Here is a 17,032-nt window from a genome sequence, read left to right on the forward strand (position 1 = left end):
TCCTCCGAGTCGGGTGATCACTTGAGGGCGCCGGCGACCATGCCGGTCTGGATCTGCCGCTGGAAGCTGAGGTAGACGACGAGCACGGGCAGGATGGAGATGGTCAGCCCGGCGAACAGCGCGCTCCAGTCGCCCGCGTAACCCTGGCTGACGGCCAGGTTGGCCAGGCCCTGCGTCAGGACGTACTTGTCGGGGCTCGACTGCAGGATCAGCGGGAGCAGGTACTGGTTCCACTGGCCGAGCACGACGAAGATGCCGACGCTGACCAGGCCGGGCCGCGCCACCGGCAGCATGATCCGCAGGAACGTGCCCCAGTGGCCGCAGCCGTCGATGAAGGCGGCCTCGGCCAGGCTCGTGGGCAGGGTGCGGAAGTAGGCGGTCAGGAAGAAGACCGCGAACGGCAGGCTGTAGACGGAGTAGATGAGGGCCAGCCCGAGCAGCGAGTCGGCCAGGCCCAGGCCGCGGGCGATGAAGAACAGCGGCACGATCGCCAGGAACGTCGGGAAGGTCATCCCGGCGACGAACAGGTAGTAGACGGCGCGGTTGCCGCGGAAGGTGTAGCGGGCCACGACGTAGGCGACGAGCGCTCCCATGCCGAGGGTCAGCGCGGAGCCGACGGCGACGACGATCGTGGTGTTGAGGAAGTAGCGGCCGATGTCGGCGGTGGTCCAGGCGTTGACGAAGTTCTCCCAGCGCGGGCTGGACGGCAGGCTCCACGGGTCGGCCAGCACCTCGTCGCTGGTTTTGAGCGACGACAGCACCGCCCAGGCCAGCGGCAGGACCACCATGGCGGCCCAGGTGAGCAGGATGCCGTGGGTGAAGACGTTCAGCACGGCCCCGCCCGCCCGCTCGCGCACCGGCGGTGACGCGGGCGGGGCGGTGGTGGCGGCGGGCCGGGGGACTTCCAGCAGGGTGCTCATCGTGGTCCTAGTACTCGATGCGGTCGCGGCGGGTCACCTTCAGCGACACCCAGGCGAACACCAGGGTGAGCAGCAGCAGGGCGACGCCGATGGCGGTGGCGTAGCCGAACCGGCTGTCCTGGAAGGCGGTGAGGTAGAGGTGGTTGCCCAGCACCTGGGTGGCGTTGTCTGGTCCGCCCGAGCCGCCGGCCGCCGACATCACGTTGACGATGGCGAACATGTCGAGGGCGTGGATGCCGAGGTAGACGCCGGCGACCTGGACGGTGTCCCAGATGAGCGGCAGGGTGACGCGGTGGAAGATCTGCCAGCGGGAGGCGCCGTCGAGGCGGGCGGCCTCGTAGATCTCGGTGGGGATCGAGCTCATCGCGCCCATGAACAGCACGACGTAGAAGCCGACCGACAACCACACGATGACGGCCAGGATGGCCGGGTAGGCGGTCTGCTTGTCGCCGAGCCAGTTCACCGGGTCGATGCCCACCACGCCGAGCAGGCCGTTGGCCAGCCCGCTCGCGGTGGGGTCGTAGACGTTGGAGAACAGCACGCCGATGACGGCGATCGACAGCACGTGCGGGAAGAAGTAGGCGATCCGGTAGAACGCCGCGCCCCGCACGCCGGTGGCCCCGCCGCGGGCGCGGTAGCGCCCGACGCGGATCATGGTGGCGAAGAACAGGCCCAGCGCGAGCGTGGCGACGGGGATGACGACCACGGCGATCACGTTGTGCCACAGCGAGATCCAGAACACCTCGTCGTCCAGGAGCCGGGCGTAGTTGGCCAGCCCGACGAAGTTCCGCTCGGGTGAGAGCCCGTTCCAGTCGGTCAGGGAGATGTAGAACGACTGGAGGTAGGGGGAGACCACCAGGACGCAGTAGAGGAGCACCGGCACCGCGAGCGCGGTGATGATGAACCTTCGGCTTCCCGCACGCATCGGCTCACACCTCGTACTTGGGGACGGAGGGGTCCTCGCGCAGCGTGTCGGCCATCTTCTGGCAGCGTTCGCTCCACTGGTCCGGGTTGATCTCGCCGGTCATGAGCGCGCTGGTGGCGGCGGCCGCCTCGGTCTGCAGCTTGGCGTACCAGGTGCCGTACCGCCAGTGGAAGGTGTCGTCGCCGGAGGCCGCCAGCGCCTCGCGCAGCGACTTCAGGCCCGAGCTCTCCTGTTCGGGCGTGTATCCGGCCAGGCTGGTGAGGGTCTGGGTCTGGCCGGTGAAGTTCTTCGACGCCTGCGGCGACAGCAGGATCCGCATGAGCTCCAGGCCGCCGTAGGGGTTCTTGGCCTGGGCGGGCACGATGTAGCCCTCGTTGCCCATGCCGCGGATCGCGGCCTGCGGCAGCGCGTCGTCGGCGCTCAGCGAGGGGGTGGGGGCGATCACCATGTCGAAGCCGTCGGGCGTGACGTCGCCGAGTTCGCTCTCCAGCCAGGAGCCGCACGGGATGAACGCCGCCTTGCCCTTGGCCCAGTAGGTCTGCGCCTGGATGTGGGTCAGGCCGGAGGTGCCCTCCATGATGTAGCCCTTCTCCACCAGCTGGTGCAGGGCTCTGGCGGCGGCCATCACCGGCTCGCTGCGCCAGCTGCCGGGGGCCAGGGTGTCGAGCGCCTTGCGGGTCTCCAGGCCGCCGGCCTTGATCGCCATCATGATGAGCGGGGTGAGGATGTAGCTGGGCACCTTGCCCTGGTAGGTCCAGGGCGCCATGCCGGTGGCCGACTTGATCTCGGCGCACAGGTCGAGCATCCCGTCCCAGGTCGTCGGGTAGGTCCAGCCGTGCTTGGCGAACAGGGAGCGGCTGTAGTACAGGCCGTGCACGGTGTAGGTGTAGTAGAGGACGTACGGCTTGCCCTTGAAGGAGCCCTGGTCGACGATGCCGGGCAGCAGGGTCTCGCGCACGGTCTTGCCGCCGCCGTCGAGAGCGGGGGCATCCAGCAGCGGGGTGAGGTCCATCAGCTGGTCGTTGTCGACCAGGGGGGCCAGCGCCAGCGCGCCGGCTCCGGAGTTGTCGATCAGGTCGGGCACGTCGCCGGAGACGAACCGGGGCTGCAGCTGCTTGCCCAGGTCCTGGCCGCCGGTGTGCTTGAACTGCGCCTGCGGGAAACGCTGCTTGAAGATCGCCTGCGCGTCGAGCACGTACTGGTCGCCGTAGCCGCCCTTGAAGATGACGGTTTCCACGGGCTTGTCGGCCAGGACTCCCAGGGGGTTGTCGGGGGTGAGCCCGCCCCGCGTGGGAGCCGCAGCGGGGGCGGTGCCGGTGGAGGTCGTGGCGCAGCCCGACAGCAGGGCGGCGCCCAGGCCGGCGCCCAGGGCGAGAACCGATCGGCGGGTGGGCCGGGAGGTGGGGTCGATCATCGTCACTGCCTGCCTCTCACGGTGATGGTCAGCGTGTCGCGCCCGGCCACGCTCGTTCCCGGCAGGGGGCGCAGGGTCAGGGTCAGCTCGCACGCCGCGGCGTCGGGGCGGATCCTGACGGGGATGTCGGCCGTGCGCCCGCCCGCCGGGATGACGGCCACGCCGGGCAGGCCGTCGTAGTCGACGCGGTTGCGGGCGCTGCCGCCGGTGTCGTAGCGCAGCACGAGGGGGGCGGCGGTGTCGGGCCCGAGGCGGCGGACGGTGACCGTGATGGTCTGGCCCGCCTGGCCGACCGGGCGGCCGGTCAGCGCCACCTGGGCGGCGCCGTCGTGGGGGCGGATGTCGAGGTCCACCTCCTTGGTGGCTCCGGCCGTGTCGATGATCGGCTGCCGCGGGCGCAGCGCCCACAGGGTGCCGGTGACGTTCGACAGGACCGGGTCACCGGCTCCCTCGACGCCGGCGAGGAACGGCCCGGCCAGGTCGGCCAGGACGACGCAGTCGTCGAAGCGCGCGTTGCCGTACTCGGGCAGGACCGTGACCAGGCCGGACCAGATCTTGACGAACGGGTCGGTGCGCGGCTGCTCGCGCAGCGCGGTGAAGGCGACCCGCTCGAACGTGGTGCGCAGCCCGTCGTAGCCGCGCACGCCGTACAGGTTGACGGTGCCGGGGGAGTCGCCGGCGTCGAAGACGCAGTCGCGGAAGGTGATCGAGCCGGCGGCCGGGCCGCGCACGCCGGGCTGGACGTGCACGACCGCGTCGCCGGTCGGACCCATGTAGCAGCGCTCGACCAGCACCGAGGCCGGGGTGCTGTCGGCGTTGTAGCGCATGAGGTTCATCTCGAAGCTGTACTTCTTGTTGCCGGCGAAGACGGTGTCGCGGATGACGACGTCCTTGATCAGCTGGGGCGCCGAGTCGGGCTCCAGGTCGATGCCGGCCTCCGGGGCGGTGCCCTGGGTGTTGATCAGCGCGCAGCCCTCGATGAGCAGGCCGTCGGCGTAGATCACGCTGATGGCGTTGCGCTTGTTGTCGTCGCAGACCACGTTGCGGATGACGACGTTCTTGGAGCCGCCGCCGAGGATGACGCCGTCGCCGGGGGCGCCGCGCAGGACCAGGCCCTCGACGGTGATCGACTCGCTGGTGCCCATGCGGACGATCGAGCGCCACTCGCCGGTGTACTCGGGCTTGTTCATCACGCACGTCGCGCCGTACCCGATGAGTTTGACGTTCTTGCGGCCGTGGATGCGCCAGATGCCGTCGCGCGTGTCGGGGAAGCCGCCGGCCAGGCCGCGCAGGGTGACGCCGTCCTCGAGGATGACGGTGAGGTCGTCGCGGTTGATCCACAGCGGGCGGGTGATCCAGTCCTGGCCGACGTCGTCGATGATGACGACGTCCGCGCCGCTGGCCAGGGCGGCCGTCAGGGCCGGGGTGGCGTCGACGGGGTCGAAGCCGAAGTCGGAGGCGCGCACGGCGGTGGCGTCGGGGGAGGCGTGCGCGGCGGCGACGCTGGCCTGCGTGGCTCCGTAGAGCACCGGGGCGAGCGCGGCCATGCGCAGGAGGGTCCTGCGGGTGAGGGGCATGAGGGTCTCCGGGGGGTTCTCAGATGATCTTCGTGCGGATGCGCTCCGGCCAGGACAGCTCGAAGCCCAGCCGGGTGCTGAGCAGGCGCTGGAAGTCGGCGAGCAGCGCGGGCGTGCCGCGTACCGCGCGGGGGCTGTGCCCGGTGCGCAGGCAGTGGGCGGCCAGGGCGCCGGCGGCCTCGCCGATGTTCCACTCGACCGGGTGCATGCGGTAGCAGCCGTTGGTGACGTGGGTGGTGGCGATGTTCTTGGCGGCGGGCAGCAGGTTGGCGGCGCGCACCGGGATCAGCGCGCCGAGCGGGATCTGGAAGGGGTGGCAGGCGATGTCCACGTAGGTGCGCGGCTCGCCGGAGCCGGTGCTCGGGTGCAGGTCGATGCGGTAGCAGCCGATCCCGACCGAGTCGGGGAAGAGCTCGGAGCCGGCGCCCTGGCGGGACTCGGCGCCGATGTGGGTCTCCAGGACGGTGAACTCGCCGACGATGCGGCGCGATTCGCGGACGTAGGGGCGCAGGGCCAGCTCGTCGGGGGAGCCGAGCAGGTCGCCGCGCGGGCGCAGCTCCGGGTAGCCGGTGCCGCCGTCGTGGCGCGGGGCCTCGGTCTGCATCCAGTGCAGCAGCGACAGGCTGAGCTGACGGGAGGCCTCCAGATGGTGGAGGCGCTCGGCGTCGGTCACGCCGATCAGCGGGCCGAGCCAGTAGTCGTTCTGCGGCCAGTTGACCAGGGTGACGTCACCGGCCGCGAAGGCGGGCTCGAAGGTGCGGGTGCTGCGGATGCGGCGGTAGGTCCACCGGTCGATGGCGTGGCCGCCGGTGAGCGACTCCTCCTCGCGCAGGAGGGGGTGGGTGCGCGGGGCGAGGGTGTCGGGGCGCACGTCGGTCCACGACAGCAGCGGGCCCGGCCAGAAGGCGGGGGTGTAGGCGCGCCAGGTGTCGTAGTCCTTGGGGCGCTCGACGGTCCAGTCCTCGCCGTGACGGTAGTCCATGGCGAAGCACCAGGTGAAGGCCTGCTGGTCGAGCGGCTGGGGCGGGCCGGGCACGGCGTGCGGCTCGCCGGTGTCGTCGCGGCTCTCGGCGCCGCACACCCACTCGACGCCGCAGAGGTCGAGCAGGTCGCCGAGCTCGGTGGCGTCGAGGTAGTAGGAGGCCTCGACGTGGACGTCGCCGTGCGTGGCCGAGGCCAGCCGTACGCCGGTGATCCGGTCGCCGTCGGCCGCGACCTCGCGCAGCTCCGTTCCGGTCAGGACGGTCAGCCGCCCGGCCGACACGTACGGCGCGAGCAGGCCCTCGATGGCGGCCAGGGCGGCCCGGGGTTCGTGGCACAGCGGGCTGACGCGTCCGCCGCCGGGGTTGAGCGCCGCGGCGGCCCTGGCCGACTCGGTGAGGGGGTAGAAGCGCCGGTAGTGATCTCTGATCTCCTGGCGCAGCCTGCGGTAGGAGCTGGTGGCGCCGGTCGTCTCGATCCAGGCGTTCTCGTCGGGCGGGACGGCCTGGCTGGTCAGCTGGCCGCCCAGCCAGGGCGACTCCTCGGTGAGGATCACGTTCTCACCGAGGCGTAAGGCCGCCAGCGCGGCGGCCACGCCGCCCAGACCGCCGCCGGCCACGAGGATTCCGGTGCCGAGATGCATAGTGAAGCTCGTCCCAGTTATGCGCTTAAGCACCCTGCTTAAGCGCTTTAGCGGATGCTAGGCTTGCCCCAACGACGTTGTCAACGGAGGCAAGCGGAATGAGCGAGCGCAAGGCCGCCGGGCGGCGACGGGTGACCCAGCAGGACGTCGCCCGCGCGGCGAACGTCTCCATCGCCGTGGTGTCCACCGTCGTCAACGGCAAATCCGACACCCTGCGCGTCAGCGAACAGACCCGCGCCCGGGTCATGCAGGCCATCCACGACCTGCAGTACGTCCCCAACGTGGCCGCGCAGAGCCTGGCCGGCGGGCGCAACCGCATCATCGGCGCCTTCACCTACCAGCGGATGTTCCCGTGGGAGAGCGGCGACTTCTACTACGACTTCCTGCTCGGCATCGAGGAGGAGGCCGAGAAGACCGGCCACCACTTACTGCTGTTCACCGGGGCCCGCAACGAGGCGGGCGAGAGATCGATCTTCAACCGCAACACCAACGTGCTGGAGGTCGCCGACGGCTCCATCCTCGTCGGCGGGCGCATCGACGGCGAGGAGATCAGGCGGCTGGCCGAGGAGGGGTACCCGTTCGTCATGATCGGGCGCCGCAACGCCGCCGGCGGGAACGTCTCCTGGGTGGCCGCCGACTACGCCGCCGCCACGCAGGACGTCGTCGACCGGCTCCACGAGCTCGGGCACCGGGCGATCCTCATGATCGTCGGCTCCCGCACCCACGAGACGATCGTCGAGCGGCGCGAAGGATACGCGAGCGCCTGCGCCCGGCACGGGCTCGAACCCCGGATGGTCGCCTTCGCCGCGCCCAACCCGGACGTGCCCGAGGCGACGCCATGCCTGGCCGACGAACGCGAGGTGCTGCGCTTCGCCGCCGAACAGGGGGTGACGGCGGTGATCGCGGAATCGTCCTACGTGGCGCACCGGCTGTACGAAACGGCGCAGGAGCAGGGGGTGGCGGTGCCGGGGGCGCTCAGCGTGGTGGGGCTGGGCGACCACGGGGACCGGCAGAACGTGCTGGCCCCGGACCCGGCGGTCACCGTCGTACGCACGCCCAGCCGGCTGATCGGGGCCACGGCGGTGCGGATGCTGCTGCGGCGCCTGGAATCGCCCGCGCGGGACGGGGGGACCGAACACCTGCGCCTCACCTGCGACCTCACGGACGGCACCACCCTCGGCCCGGCGCCCGGATTCCGCTGACCCGACTTCTATGACCCGGCCCGCCGCCTCTCCCGGCCCGCCGCCTCTCCCGGCCCGCCGCCTCTCCCGGCCCGCTGCTTCTTCGGGCCTGCGGTCTTCGGGCCCGCCGTTTTCAGGCCCTCCTTTACGGCAAGCGGGCTCGCCCCCACTCGCCGGCCGGGGCCGGGGGCCCTCCAGGGTGACGCTCACCGGCCGCGCCCGCTGGGCCGCCGTCACGGACGGCGTGGTTCGTAGGATGGTCGAGCGCGTCCCCCGAAGGGGCGCACCCCCCGGGGGAGGCGTGGTGGCGGTCGAACGGTCCGGAGCGGTGCACGACTGGCTGGCCGCTCGTGCCGTGCCGCTCGACGACGAGGCGCGCCTGCGGGCGGCGATGGCGGGCGCGATGACCGGTGTCCGGGTCGTGGGCCTGGGCGAGGCCACCCACGGCAGCCGCGAGTTCTTCGAGCTCAAGCACCGCCTGCTGAAGATCCTGGCCGAGCAGGGGTTCACCACGCTCGCCATGGAGGCCAGCATGTCGGCGGCCGAGCGGGTCAACGACTACGTCCTGCACGGCAAGGGGGATCCGCTGCGGGCGGTGGCGGAGATGGGGTTCTGGACGTGGCGCACCGCCGAGGTGCTGGCGGTGGTGGAGTGGCTGCGCGAGTACAACCGCGACGGGCCGCGGATGACCTTCGCGGGGATCGACCCGCAGTATCCGGGCGACTCGCTGGAGGCGTTGGGCGAGAGGCTGCCGGAGGAACTGCGGGCGCTCGGCGGCTTCCGCCTGGGGGACCCGCCGCTGCCCCCGGCCGTGGCGGAGGCCGCCGGACGCCTGGCCGCCGACACGCCGGACGTGCCGATCGGCGGGCCGGCTGTTCCCTCCGATCGGCACGTCCGGGCCGTCCTGCAGAGCGCCGAGCTGTCCGTCCGGCCGTTCCCCGAGGTCCCGGCGCTGCGTGACCGCTTCATGGCCGACAACGTCGGCCTGCTCCTGGCCGACCCGGCGGCAAGGGTGGCGGTGTGGGCGCACAACGGGCACGTGATGAAGGGCAGGGCCAAGGGCGGCCTCGTCGCCGCCATGGGACATCACCTGGTCGAGCGCCACGGCCCCGCGTACTACGCCCTCGGCCTGCTGTTCGGCCAGGGCGAGTTCCTGTCCAGGCGCCGGCGTTTCGGCAGGGCCGTACGGACCAGACCGCCGGTCCGCAACCGCGTGCCCTTCGCCGACACCCCCACCACGGTCGAGGCGTGGCTGGCGGCCGCGCACCCCGGCGACCACCTCCTCGATCTGCGCGGCGACGGCGCCAGGCCGCCCGAGGTGGAGGCGTGGCTCGGCGAGCGGCGGCACCTGCGCTCCTTCGGCGGGGTCGTGGGCCGTTTCACCTACAAGACGTCCTTCTCCTCGACCGTGCCGGGCGACGACTTCGACGGCCTGGCCTACATCCCGCGCACGACCTGCTCCACGCTCCTGCCCGATCCGCGATGAGCTCCCACCCCGCCTGACCGGCCGAATCGAGCGCCGTTCGGCGCAGGCCGCATGCCGTACGGCAGAAATCCATCGCCAAGATCTCTCCCTAGCCCGCTTTCGGGGAACTAGTGTGAGGTGATGGATCGTCGCATCTTCGGGCTGGAGAACGAGTACGGCGTGACGTGCACGTTCCGGGGGCAGCGCAGGCTGTCGCCGGACGAGGTCGCGCGCTACCTGTTCCGGCGAGTGGTGTCCTGGGGCCGATCGAGCAACGTCTTCCTCCGCAACGGCGCACGCCTGTATCTCGACGTGGGCAGCCATCCCGAGTACGCAACCCCCGAGTGTGACAACGTCATCGAACTGGTGACCCATGACAAGGCGGGCGAGCGCATCCTCGAGGGGCTCCTGGTCGACGCGGAGAAACGGCTACGCGAAGAGGGCATCGCCGGTGACATCTACCTGTTCAAGAACAACACCGACTCAGCGGGCAACTCCTACGGCTGTCACGAGAACTACCTGGTCGGGCGGCACGGCGAGTTCGGCCGCCTGGCCGACGTGCTGATCCCCTTCCTGGTCACCCGCCAGATCATCTGCGGCGCCGGCAAGGTGCTGCAGACGCCGCGCGGCGCCGTCTACTGCGTCTCCCAGCGCGCCGAGCACATCTGGGAGGGCGTCTCGAGCGCCACCACCAGGTCCAGGCCGATCATCAACACGCGGGACGAGCCGCACGCCGACGCCGAGCGGTTCCGCCGCCTGCACGTCATCGTCGGCGACTCCAACATGAGCGAGACCACCATGCTGCTCAAGGTCGGCGCCACCGACCTGGTGCTGCGCATGATCGAGGCCGGCACGGTGATGCGCGACCTGTCGCTGGAGAACCCGATCAGGGCCATCCGCGAGGTCTCCCACGACATGACGGGAAGGCGTCGCGTCCGGCTGGCCAACGGCAGGGAGGCGTCGTCGCTGGAGATCCAGCAGGAGTACCTCACCAAGGCCAAGGACTTCGTCGACCGGCGCGGCGGCGACCCCGTCTCCCGCCGGGTGCTGGAGTTGTGGGAGCGCACCCTGCGCGCGGTCGAGACCGGCGACCTCGACCTGGTCAGCCGCGAGATCGACTGGGTGACCAAGTACCAGCTGATCGAGCGCTACCGCAAGAAGTACGACCTGCCGCTGTCGTCGCCGCGCGTGGCGCAGCTCGACCTGGCCTACCACGACGTGCACCGCCGCCGGGGCCTGTTCTACCTGCTGCAGAAGCGGGGCGCGGTCGAGCGGGTGGCCTCCGACCTGAAGATCTTCGAGGCCAAGTCGGTGCCGCCGCAGACGACCAGGGCCAGGCTGCGCGGAGAGTTCATCCGCAAGGCCCAGGAGAAGCGCCGCGACTTCACCGTCGACTGGGTGCATCTCAAGCTCAACGACCAGGCACAGCGCACCGTGCTGTGCAAGGACCCGTTCCGTAGCGTCGACGAAAGGGTGGACAAGCTCATCGCGGGCATGTAGGTGCGCTTATCCGGGGCCTACGGTGAAGTCCGGTAGTGTGGCGCGGACCGAAGCCGTCTGTCCCCGAGGATGACCCCATGCGCCGCCGACTGGCCGTCCTGGCCGCTGTGCCCTTGCTGTTCGCCGCCGCCTGCGGCTCAGGCTCCGCAGACTCCCTGCAGATCAACGGGAAGCTCGGGGCCAAGCCGGAGGCGGTCTTTCCCGCCGGCGACCCGGTGAAGGTCTCCTCCTACCAGATCATCGATCCCGGTAAGGGAGCCGCGTTCGCCAAGGGGCAGACCGTGAACGCCCACTACACGGTCTGGGACTGGGACGGCAAGGAGAACAAGCAGCGCATCTCGTCCTACACCTCCAGCGACACCTCGCCGATCAAGATCGACGACCGGCTGCCGAAGGTCATGCTGGAAGGCTTCACCAAGACCAAGGCGGGCGGCCGCTTCCTGGCCGTGGTCGGGCCCGACTCGATGAGCAAGGAGGCCGCCGAGGCGGCCAAGCAGGCCGGCGAGGACCCGAACAAGACCCAGGTGTTCGTGATCGACCCGATCTCCGCGATGCCCAGCGCCGCGAGCGGCACCGAGACGGGTGAGAAGGTCGACGGCGTCACGGTCGTCAACCCCGGCGGCGACAAGGCTCCGACGCTGACCACCAAGACCGACCTCAAGCCGCCGACCGAGCTGATCTCCAAGGTCCTCATCACCGGCACCGGCGCCAAGGTCAAGGAGACCGACACCGTCCTGGCCCACTACACGGGCAAGATCTGGGGCACCGACAAGCAGTTCGACTCCAGCTGGGAGCGGGGCGAGTCGGCCGAGTTCAGCCTCGACGGTGTCATCCCCGGCTGGAAGCAGGGGCTGAAGGACGTGCCGGCCGGCAGCCGGGTGCTGCTGGTGATCCCGCCGGCTCTCGGCTACGGCGACCAGGAGCAGAACGGCATCCCGGCCAAGAGCACCCTGGTGTTCGTCGTCGACGTGCTCTACGGCGGCTGACAGGCGATCGCGAGAACGGCCCCGGGCTCCGGCCCGGGGCCGTTCTCATGCCCGGCCGGCGCCTCCCCGCCCTTCCCGGCGTGGACTGACAACGCGTCCAATAGGCCGGTACCATCCCCTCCATGCGCCCCTGGGCCCCGCTCCTCCCGGCCGTCCTCCTGCTGCTCGGCGGATGCGCCCAGCCCGCGCAAGGCGGCGGGCTCAAGGTCGGCGGACCCTTCGGCGCCCGTCCCACCGTCGTCTTCCCCGACGGCGCGCCCGCCACCGGACTGCAGATCGACGAACTCACCTCCGGCGACGGCACCCGCCTCGGACGTGACAGCGTGGCCGTCGTCCAGTTCACCGCCCACGTGTGGGACGGCGCCGACAACCGCGTGGTCGACTCCACCTTCGACCGCGGCGCCCCCGCCGCCCTGCGCCTCGGGAGCCTGCCGGAGGGCCTCGACACCGCCCTGCGCGGGCGGCGGGCGGGCAGCCGCGTCGTCGTGGCGCTGCCGCCCGGCGACGGGTTCGGCCCCAATCCGCCGCAGGGCGTCCGCCCCGGCGACGAACTGCTCTACGTCGTCGACATCCTGGCCGCGTACGGCAAGGGCGCGGCGGCCGGGCGAGCCCGGGGCGGCACGCTCGACGGCGTCACCGTCAGCCCCGGCGCACCGCCGCGCGTCGTGATCCCCCCAGGGCCCGCGCCGGCACGCTTCGCCGCCAAGGTCGTGTCGAGGGGGGACGGCCCGAAGACCAGGGCCGGGCAGCTCCTGGTCACCCAGCACGTCACCCTGCTGTGGCGCGGCGGCCGCGTCGTGGAGGGGTCGTGGTCCGACGGCAGGCCCAGGGCGGTGCGGCTGGGCGACGGCAGCGTCGTCGCAGGCTGGGAGCGGGCGCTCACCGGCGTTCCGGTGGGCAGCAGGGTCGTCTTCGTCGTGCCGCCCGCCCTCGGTTACGGCCGTGGCGGCGTGCCCGCGCTCGGGATCCGGGGGAACGACACCCTGGTCTTCGTCGTGGACGTGCTGGGCGCCCACTGACGCGGTTCGCCGAAACCGTGACGGCTGTTTCGGCTCGGGTAACGATTCGCGCATTCGACCAGGAAGCGGAGCTCTCGTGACGGGGGCGGCGCACCGGGCGCCCGCGAATCAACAATAATCTTCCTATGTCGTTAGTGTCTGACCTGCGCGCGGATGATCCCCAGCGAATCGGTGCGTACGAACTTCGCGGGCGCCTGGGTCAGGGTGGGCAGGGCGTGGTCTACCTCGGCGCGGACCCCTCAGGGCAGCTCGTCGCGCTCAAATGGCTGCACCCCCACCTCACCGACGACGCCGTCGCCGCCGAGCGGTTCGCCCGCGAGGTGGCCGTCGCCCAGCGGGTGGCGCCGTTCTGCACGGCCAAGGTGATCACCACCGGCGTGCACAACGACCGGCCGTACATCGCCAGTGAATACGTCGAGGGACTGTCCCTGGCCGCCGTCGTGCGCGCGGAGGGCCCGCGGACCGGCGCCAGCCTGTCGCGGCTGGCCATCGGCACCGCGACCGCGCTGGCCGCCATCCACCAGGCGGGCATCGTGCACCGCGACTTCAGCCCCGGCAACGTGCTGCTCGCCTCCGACGGGCCGCGCGTGATCGACTTCGGCATCGCCAGGGCCCTGGAGGGCACCTCCACGATCACCTCGACGCCGATGGGCACGCCCGCCTTCATGGCGCCTGAGCAGATCATGGGTGCGTTGGTCTCGCCCGCGGCCGACATGTTCTCGTGGGGCAGCACGATCGCGTTCGCCTCCAGCGGGACGGCGCCGTTCTTCGCCGACTCGGTGCCCGCGGTGATCAACCGCGTGCTGAACGCCCAGCCCGACCTGTCGGCCATCGAGGGCGATCTGCGCGACCTGGTGGCGGCGTGCCTGGCCAAGGACCCGGCCGCCCGGCCGACGGCCCAGCAGGTCATCATGCGGCTGCTGCACAGCCCCGGCGCCGCCCTGCCGGAGGCGCCGGTGGGCGCGCCCGCGGGCCCCGCGCCGTGGTCGCCTCCCGGCCCGCCGCAGGTCAGCGGCCCCCAGCAACCACCGGCCGGGTACGGCCAGCAGCCCCCGTACGGCCGGCAGCCGTGGGGCGGGGCCCCGGCCGCCACCCCGCCGCTGTACTCCACCGGCCCCCAGGGCGGCCCCCCGCCGCAGCAGCCGTACGGCAACGCCCCCCAGTACGGCGCGCCCGCGCAGCACAGCGGCGCCCAGTTCGGCGGGCAACAGGGAAGCGGTGGCCAGTTCGGGGGCCAGCAAGGCAATGCCGCGCACTACAGCGGGCCGCAGGGTGGCGGCGCGTTCGGTACGGGCGCTCCCCAGCAGCCCTGGCACCCCGCCACTCCCCAGGAGCAGAGGAAACGCCCCTGGCTCATCGCCGTGATCGCCGCGACGGTCGCCCTCGTCGCCACCGTCGCCGCGGTGGTGTTCGTGGTCAACAACACCGGCGAGCCCGGCAAGCAGAACGTCGCCGCGACCTCCCCCGCCCCCAGCGCCCCCGCCACCACGAGCGCGCCCCCGGCGACCCCCGACCCCACGCCCACCGAGACCCCGCAGCCCACCGCCACCGGCGTCCCGAAGACGGACCTGGCCAAGGCGGTGCTCCCCGACGCCAAGGCCAGCGTGTTCTCCCACGCCGACGACCCCATCACCCTGCTCGGCTTCTCCTACAAGAAGACCAAGAACGGCGACTGGGTCGACTACGTCAAGACCTCGAGCTCCTTCCGGGCCTACAACAACTACCTGGCCGCCCGCATGTCGCCGAACGGCAAGTACACGGCGCTGCGCACCACGAAGTACACCAGCGACAACTGGGACACCGTCGAACTGCGCGACAACTCCACCGGCAGGACCACCTCGATCAGGACGGTCAAATCCCCCCAGCAGGCGTACGTGGAGAGCTGGTCGCTCGACAGCACCCGCATCCTCATCAACGTCGGCAAGTACGTCGGCGACGACTTCCACTCCAGCGGCTTCGCCATCATCGACGTCTCCGACCCGGACGCGCCCGTGCGTCCCCGCGTGATCAAGGGCCTGCACAAGGAGACCAACTTCGGCTTCGACCACCAGCAGCGGGGCGTCGTCGGCATCACCAACACCGTCTCCAAGCAGGCGCTGCGCTTCTACTCGCCCGACGGCAAGCTCACCAGGACGGTGAAGAACGTCGGCGAGGGCGAGGCCGAGGTGCTCTTCTCGCCGTCGGGCCAGAAGTTCGTCACCGACTGTCCCGGCGGCGACAACAACAGCCACTGCGTCTTCTCCACCGCCTCGGGCGCCGAGGTCACCCGCTTCGCCTCGGCCTGCACCTTCCAGAGCGGCTGGTACGACGAGGAGCACCTGACCTGCTGGTCCGACACCGACTTCCGGGTGATCGACTTCGAGGGCAACAAGGTGCGCGAGCTGGCCACCTTCCCCGAGGCGGTGGGCGACAGGCTCAACCTGTACTACACGCGCAAGGCCGGTTTCTGATGCTCGACCTGCGATGCGACGTCCTCACCGACGCGGTCGCCGCCCAGGACCCCGGCGCCGTCCTCGCCGCCATCCAGCCCCTGTTCGAGGCCGCGCGGGGCACGGGCGCCGACGAGCTGACCGGGGCGCTTGGGCGGGTGTGCTCGTTGGTCGCCCGGCCCGACGTGCCCCTGGGGCTGCGGGCCGAGCTGGCTCTGCTCTGCGGCGCCCTGGTCGAGGAGGGGGCCGACCCGCTGCCCCTGGTGGAGCCGGTGGCGGAGGGGCTCGCGCAGACGCTGGAGAAGGCGGCGGGGTTCGCCGAGGCGTGGCGGGCGGCCGGCGGCAAGGACCTTCCCGGCCCGCCGCCGAACGACCGGCGGACGTCGGCGCTGATCAGGACGCTGAGCGGTGGCCTCCTGCACCGCCCGAAGCGGCGGATCTCGCGAGAGGAGGCGAAGGACCTGGTCGTGGCCTGGTCGGTCGCCGAGCGGTGGAGCATGCCGGCCGTCACGCTCCTCCAGCGGTCGGCCGAGCTCAGGGCCGACCTCGCGGGACGGGCGGCGCGTCGTGGTGCTGGACGCCTCGCCGTACGTGCGGACGTGGAACCTCGGGCGGGCCTATCCGATGATGCGCCCGACGATCACCCTGGAGCGCGAGCTGCCGGGTGACGAGGCGGCGCGGTGGATGGGCCTGGTCAGGCCCGCGACCAGGTACGGCGTCTGACGTCAGAAGGCCGGGCCCCTGGGCAAGGGGCCCGGCCTCGGGCGGGCGGCGTTCAGCCGGACGTGCCGACCATCGGGTTCGCGTTCAGTCGAGCACGTCGAGCACGTCGAGCACCGTGCCGGCGCCGACGGTGAGCCCGCCCTCGCGCAGCGCGAAGCCGAGTCCCGCCTCGACGGCGACGGCCTTGCCCAGCTCCACCCGCACCTCCACGGTCTGTCCCGGCTCGGCGGGACCGGTCAGGTCCAGGCGCCCCGGCACGTCGGTGGTGCGCAGGTAGAACTGCGGCCGGTAGCCCGGCCCGACCGCCGTGCGGCGGCCGCCCTCCTCCGCGGTGAGCAGGTAGATCCGGGCGGTGAAGGCCGTGCGGGCCCGCTGGCTGCCCGGGGCGGCCAGCACCTGGCCGCGCCGTACCTGCTCGCGCTTGACGCCGCGCAGCAGCACGGCGGCGTTGTCGCCGGCCTGGCCGCTCTCCATGGTCTTGCCGAAGGTCTCGACCCCGGTCACGACCGCGGAGTACGGCTCGCGGAAGCCGGCCACCTCGACGGTGTCGCCGACGCGGACGGTGCCGCGCTCGATGGCGCCGGTGACGACCGTGCCCCGGCCGGTGACCGTGAGCACGTTCTCGACCGGCATGAGGAACGGCGCGTCCACGTACCGCTCGGGCACGGGGATGTGGTCGTCGACCGCCCGCAGCAGCGCCTCGATGGAGGTCACCCACTGCGGGTCGCCGGCCAGCGCCTGCAGTCCGGAGACCCGGACCATGGGCACCTCGTCGTAGCCGTGCGCGGCCAGCAGCTCGCTGAGCTCCAGCTCGACCAGGTCGGTCAGCTCCGGGTCGGCGCCGTCGGCCTTGTTGACGGCGACGACGAGGTGCTCGACCCCGACCCGCTTGGCGAGCAGCACGTGCTCGCGGGTCTGCGGCATGATGCCGTCCTGCGCCGAGACGACGAGGATGGCGCCGTCGAGCTGCGCCGCCCCCGTGATCATGTTCTTCACGTAGTCGGCGTGGCCGGGCATGTCGACGTGGGCGTAGTGCCTGGTGGCGGTCTCGTACTCGACGTGCGAGATGTTGATCGTGATCCCGCGGGCCGCCTCCTCCGGCGCCCGGTCGATCCGCTCGAACGGCGTGTACGTCGCCCCGCCCCGCTCGCTGAGGACCTTGGTGATGGCCGCGGTCAGCGTGGTCTTGCCGTGGTCGACGTGTCCCATCGTGCCGATGTTGAGGTGTGGCTTGTTGCGGACGTAAGCCTGCTTGGTCATGTTCCTGTT

Annotated in this window: 13 protein-coding genes; 7 read left to right on the forward strand and 6 right to left on the reverse strand. The window is 71.6% G+C overall.

The annotated features are described in order from the left end of the window. Positions 1–17: 17 nt before the first annotated feature. The 5 genes from HNR30_RS37240 to HNR30_RS37260 are packed head-to-tail and all read right to left on the reverse strand — an operon-like array spanning position 18 to position 6,460. A complete protein-coding gene (locus HNR30_RS37240; protein WP_181614837.1) occupies positions 18–920 on the reverse strand; it encodes a carbohydrate ABC transporter permease in 903 nt (300 codons plus the stop codon). 7 nt (positions 921–927) lie between these two features. Continuing rightward, on the reverse strand, positions 928–1,845 hold the full coding sequence (locus HNR30_RS37245) for a carbohydrate ABC transporter permease (RefSeq protein ID WP_181614838.1): 918 nt from the start codon (positions 1,843–1,845) through the stop codon (positions 928–930). Between the two features lie 4 nt (positions 1,846–1,849). Next, a complete protein-coding gene (gene ngcE / locus HNR30_RS37250; protein WP_220134438.1) occupies positions 1,850–3,259 on the reverse strand; it encodes an N-acetylglucosamine/diacetylchitobiose ABC transporter substrate-binding protein in 1,410 nt (469 codons plus the stop codon). Positions 3,260–3,261: 2 nt separating this feature from the next. After that, on the reverse strand, positions 3,262–4,836 hold the full coding sequence (locus HNR30_RS37255; protein WP_181614839.1) for a right-handed parallel beta-helix repeat-containing protein: 1,575 nt from the start codon (positions 4,834–4,836) through the stop codon (positions 3,262–3,264). A gap of 19 nt (positions 4,837–4,855) precedes the next feature. Next, positions 4,856–6,460 (reverse strand): FAD-dependent oxidoreductase, encoded by a 1,605-nt coding sequence (locus HNR30_RS37260; RefSeq protein WP_181614840.1) that lies wholly within the window; start codon positions 6,458–6,460, stop codon positions 4,856–4,858. A 98-nt stretch (positions 6,461–6,558) separates the two neighbouring features. On the opposite strand from HNR30_RS37260, the gene HNR30_RS37265 reads away from it, so the two are divergent. From HNR30_RS37265 to HNR30_RS37295, 7 genes are all read left to right on the forward strand, one after another. Further along, positions 6,559–7,662: a LacI family DNA-binding transcriptional regulator gene (locus HNR30_RS37265; RefSeq protein WP_181614841.1), complete on the forward strand. Its 1,104-nt coding sequence runs from the start codon at positions 6,559–6,561 to the stop codon at positions 7,660–7,662. A gap of 283 nt (positions 7,663–7,945) precedes the next feature. Continuing rightward, positions 7,946–9,127 (forward strand): erythromycin esterase family protein, encoded by a 1,182-nt coding sequence (locus HNR30_RS37270; RefSeq protein ID WP_181614842.1) that lies wholly within the window; start codon positions 7,946–7,948, stop codon positions 9,125–9,127. A 120-nt stretch (positions 9,128–9,247) separates the two neighbouring features. Beyond that, positions 9,248–10,606, forward strand: a complete 1,359-nt coding sequence (pafA, locus tag HNR30_RS37275; protein ID WP_181614843.1) for a Pup--protein ligase — start codon at positions 9,248–9,250, stop codon at positions 10,604–10,606. Positions 10,607–10,683: 77 nt separating this feature from the next. Then, entirely contained in the window at positions 10,684–11,592 is a 909-nt protein-coding gene (locus tag HNR30_RS37280) for an FKBP-type peptidyl-prolyl cis-trans isomerase (RefSeq protein ID WP_181614844.1), read from the forward strand. A 122-nt stretch (positions 11,593–11,714) separates the two neighbouring features. Beyond that, positions 11,715–12,611, forward strand: a complete 897-nt coding sequence (locus HNR30_RS37285) for an FKBP-type peptidyl-prolyl cis-trans isomerase (RefSeq protein WP_181614845.1) — start codon at positions 11,715–11,717, stop codon at positions 12,609–12,611. A 125-nt stretch (positions 12,612–12,736) separates the two neighbouring features. Next, positions 12,737–15,061: a serine/threonine protein kinase gene (locus HNR30_RS47030; RefSeq protein ID WP_220134439.1), complete on the forward strand. Its 2,325-nt coding sequence runs from the start codon at positions 12,737–12,739 to the stop codon at positions 15,059–15,061. Continuing rightward, positions 15,061–15,708, forward strand: a complete 648-nt coding sequence (locus HNR30_RS37295) for a hypothetical protein (RefSeq protein ID WP_181614846.1) — start codon at positions 15,061–15,063, stop codon at positions 15,706–15,708. Before HNR30_RS47030 ends, HNR30_RS37295 begins: the two co-directional genes overlap by 1 nt. A gap of 139 nt (positions 15,709–15,847) precedes the next feature. Here the strand turns inward: HNR30_RS37295 and tuf are convergent, their stop codons facing one another. Then, the gene (gene tuf, locus HNR30_RS37300) at positions 15,848–17,023 is read right to left on the reverse strand and encodes an elongation factor Tu (RefSeq protein ID WP_181614847.1); all 1,176 of its coding nucleotides are present in this window, start codon (positions 17,021–17,023) and stop codon (positions 15,848–15,850) included. Between the last annotated feature and the right edge of the window lie 9 nt (positions 17,024–17,032).

The organism is Nonomuraea soli, assembly GCF_013761175.1.
GTDB lineage: Bacteria > Actinomycetota > Actinomycetes > Streptosporangiales > Streptosporangiaceae > Nonomuraea > Nonomuraea soli.

What these genes read in the sequence shown, in the direction of transcription:
- HNR30_RS37240 (WP_181614837.1), bottom strand. Translation starts at nt 920, where the DNA reads ATGAGCACCCTGCTGGAAGTCCCCCGGCCCGCCGCCACCACCGCCCCG.
- HNR30_RS37245 (WP_181614838.1), bottom strand. Translation starts at nt 1,845, where the DNA reads ATGCGTGCGGGAAGCCGAAGGTTCATCATCACCGCGCTCGCGGTGCCG.
- ngcE (WP_220134438.1), bottom strand. Translation starts at nt 3,259, where the DNA reads ATGATCGACCCCACCTCCCGGCCCACCCGCCGATCGGTTCTCGCCCTG.
- HNR30_RS37255 (WP_181614839.1), bottom strand. Translation starts at nt 4,836, where the DNA reads ATGCCCCTCACCCGCAGGACCCTCCTGCGCATGGCCGCGCTCGCCCCG.
- HNR30_RS37260 (WP_181614840.1), bottom strand. Translation starts at nt 6,460, where the DNA reads ATGCATCTCGGCACCGGAATCCTCGTGGCCGGCGGCGGTCTGGGCGGC.
- HNR30_RS37265 (WP_181614841.1), top strand. Translation starts at nt 6,559, where the DNA reads ATGAGCGAGCGCAAGGCCGCCGGGCGGCGACGGGTGACCCAGCAGGAC.
- pafA (WP_181614843.1), top strand. Translation starts at nt 9,248, where the DNA reads ATGGATCGTCGCATCTTCGGGCTGGAGAACGAGTACGGCGTGACGTGC.
- HNR30_RS37280 (WP_181614844.1), top strand. Translation starts at nt 10,684, where the DNA reads ATGCGCCGCCGACTGGCCGTCCTGGCCGCTGTGCCCTTGCTGTTCGCC.
- HNR30_RS37285 (WP_181614845.1), top strand. Translation starts at nt 11,715, where the DNA reads ATGCGCCCCTGGGCCCCGCTCCTCCCGGCCGTCCTCCTGCTGCTCGGC.
- HNR30_RS47030 (WP_220134439.1), top strand. Translation starts at nt 12,737, where the DNA reads ATGTCGTTAGTGTCTGACCTGCGCGCGGATGATCCCCAGCGAATCGGT.
- HNR30_RS37295 (WP_181614846.1), top strand. Translation starts at nt 15,061, where the DNA reads ATGCTCGACCTGCGATGCGACGTCCTCACCGACGCGGTCGCCGCCCAG.
- tuf (WP_181614847.1), bottom strand. Translation starts at nt 17,023, where the DNA reads ATGACCAAGCAGGCTTACGTCCGCAACAAGCCACACCTCAACATCGGC.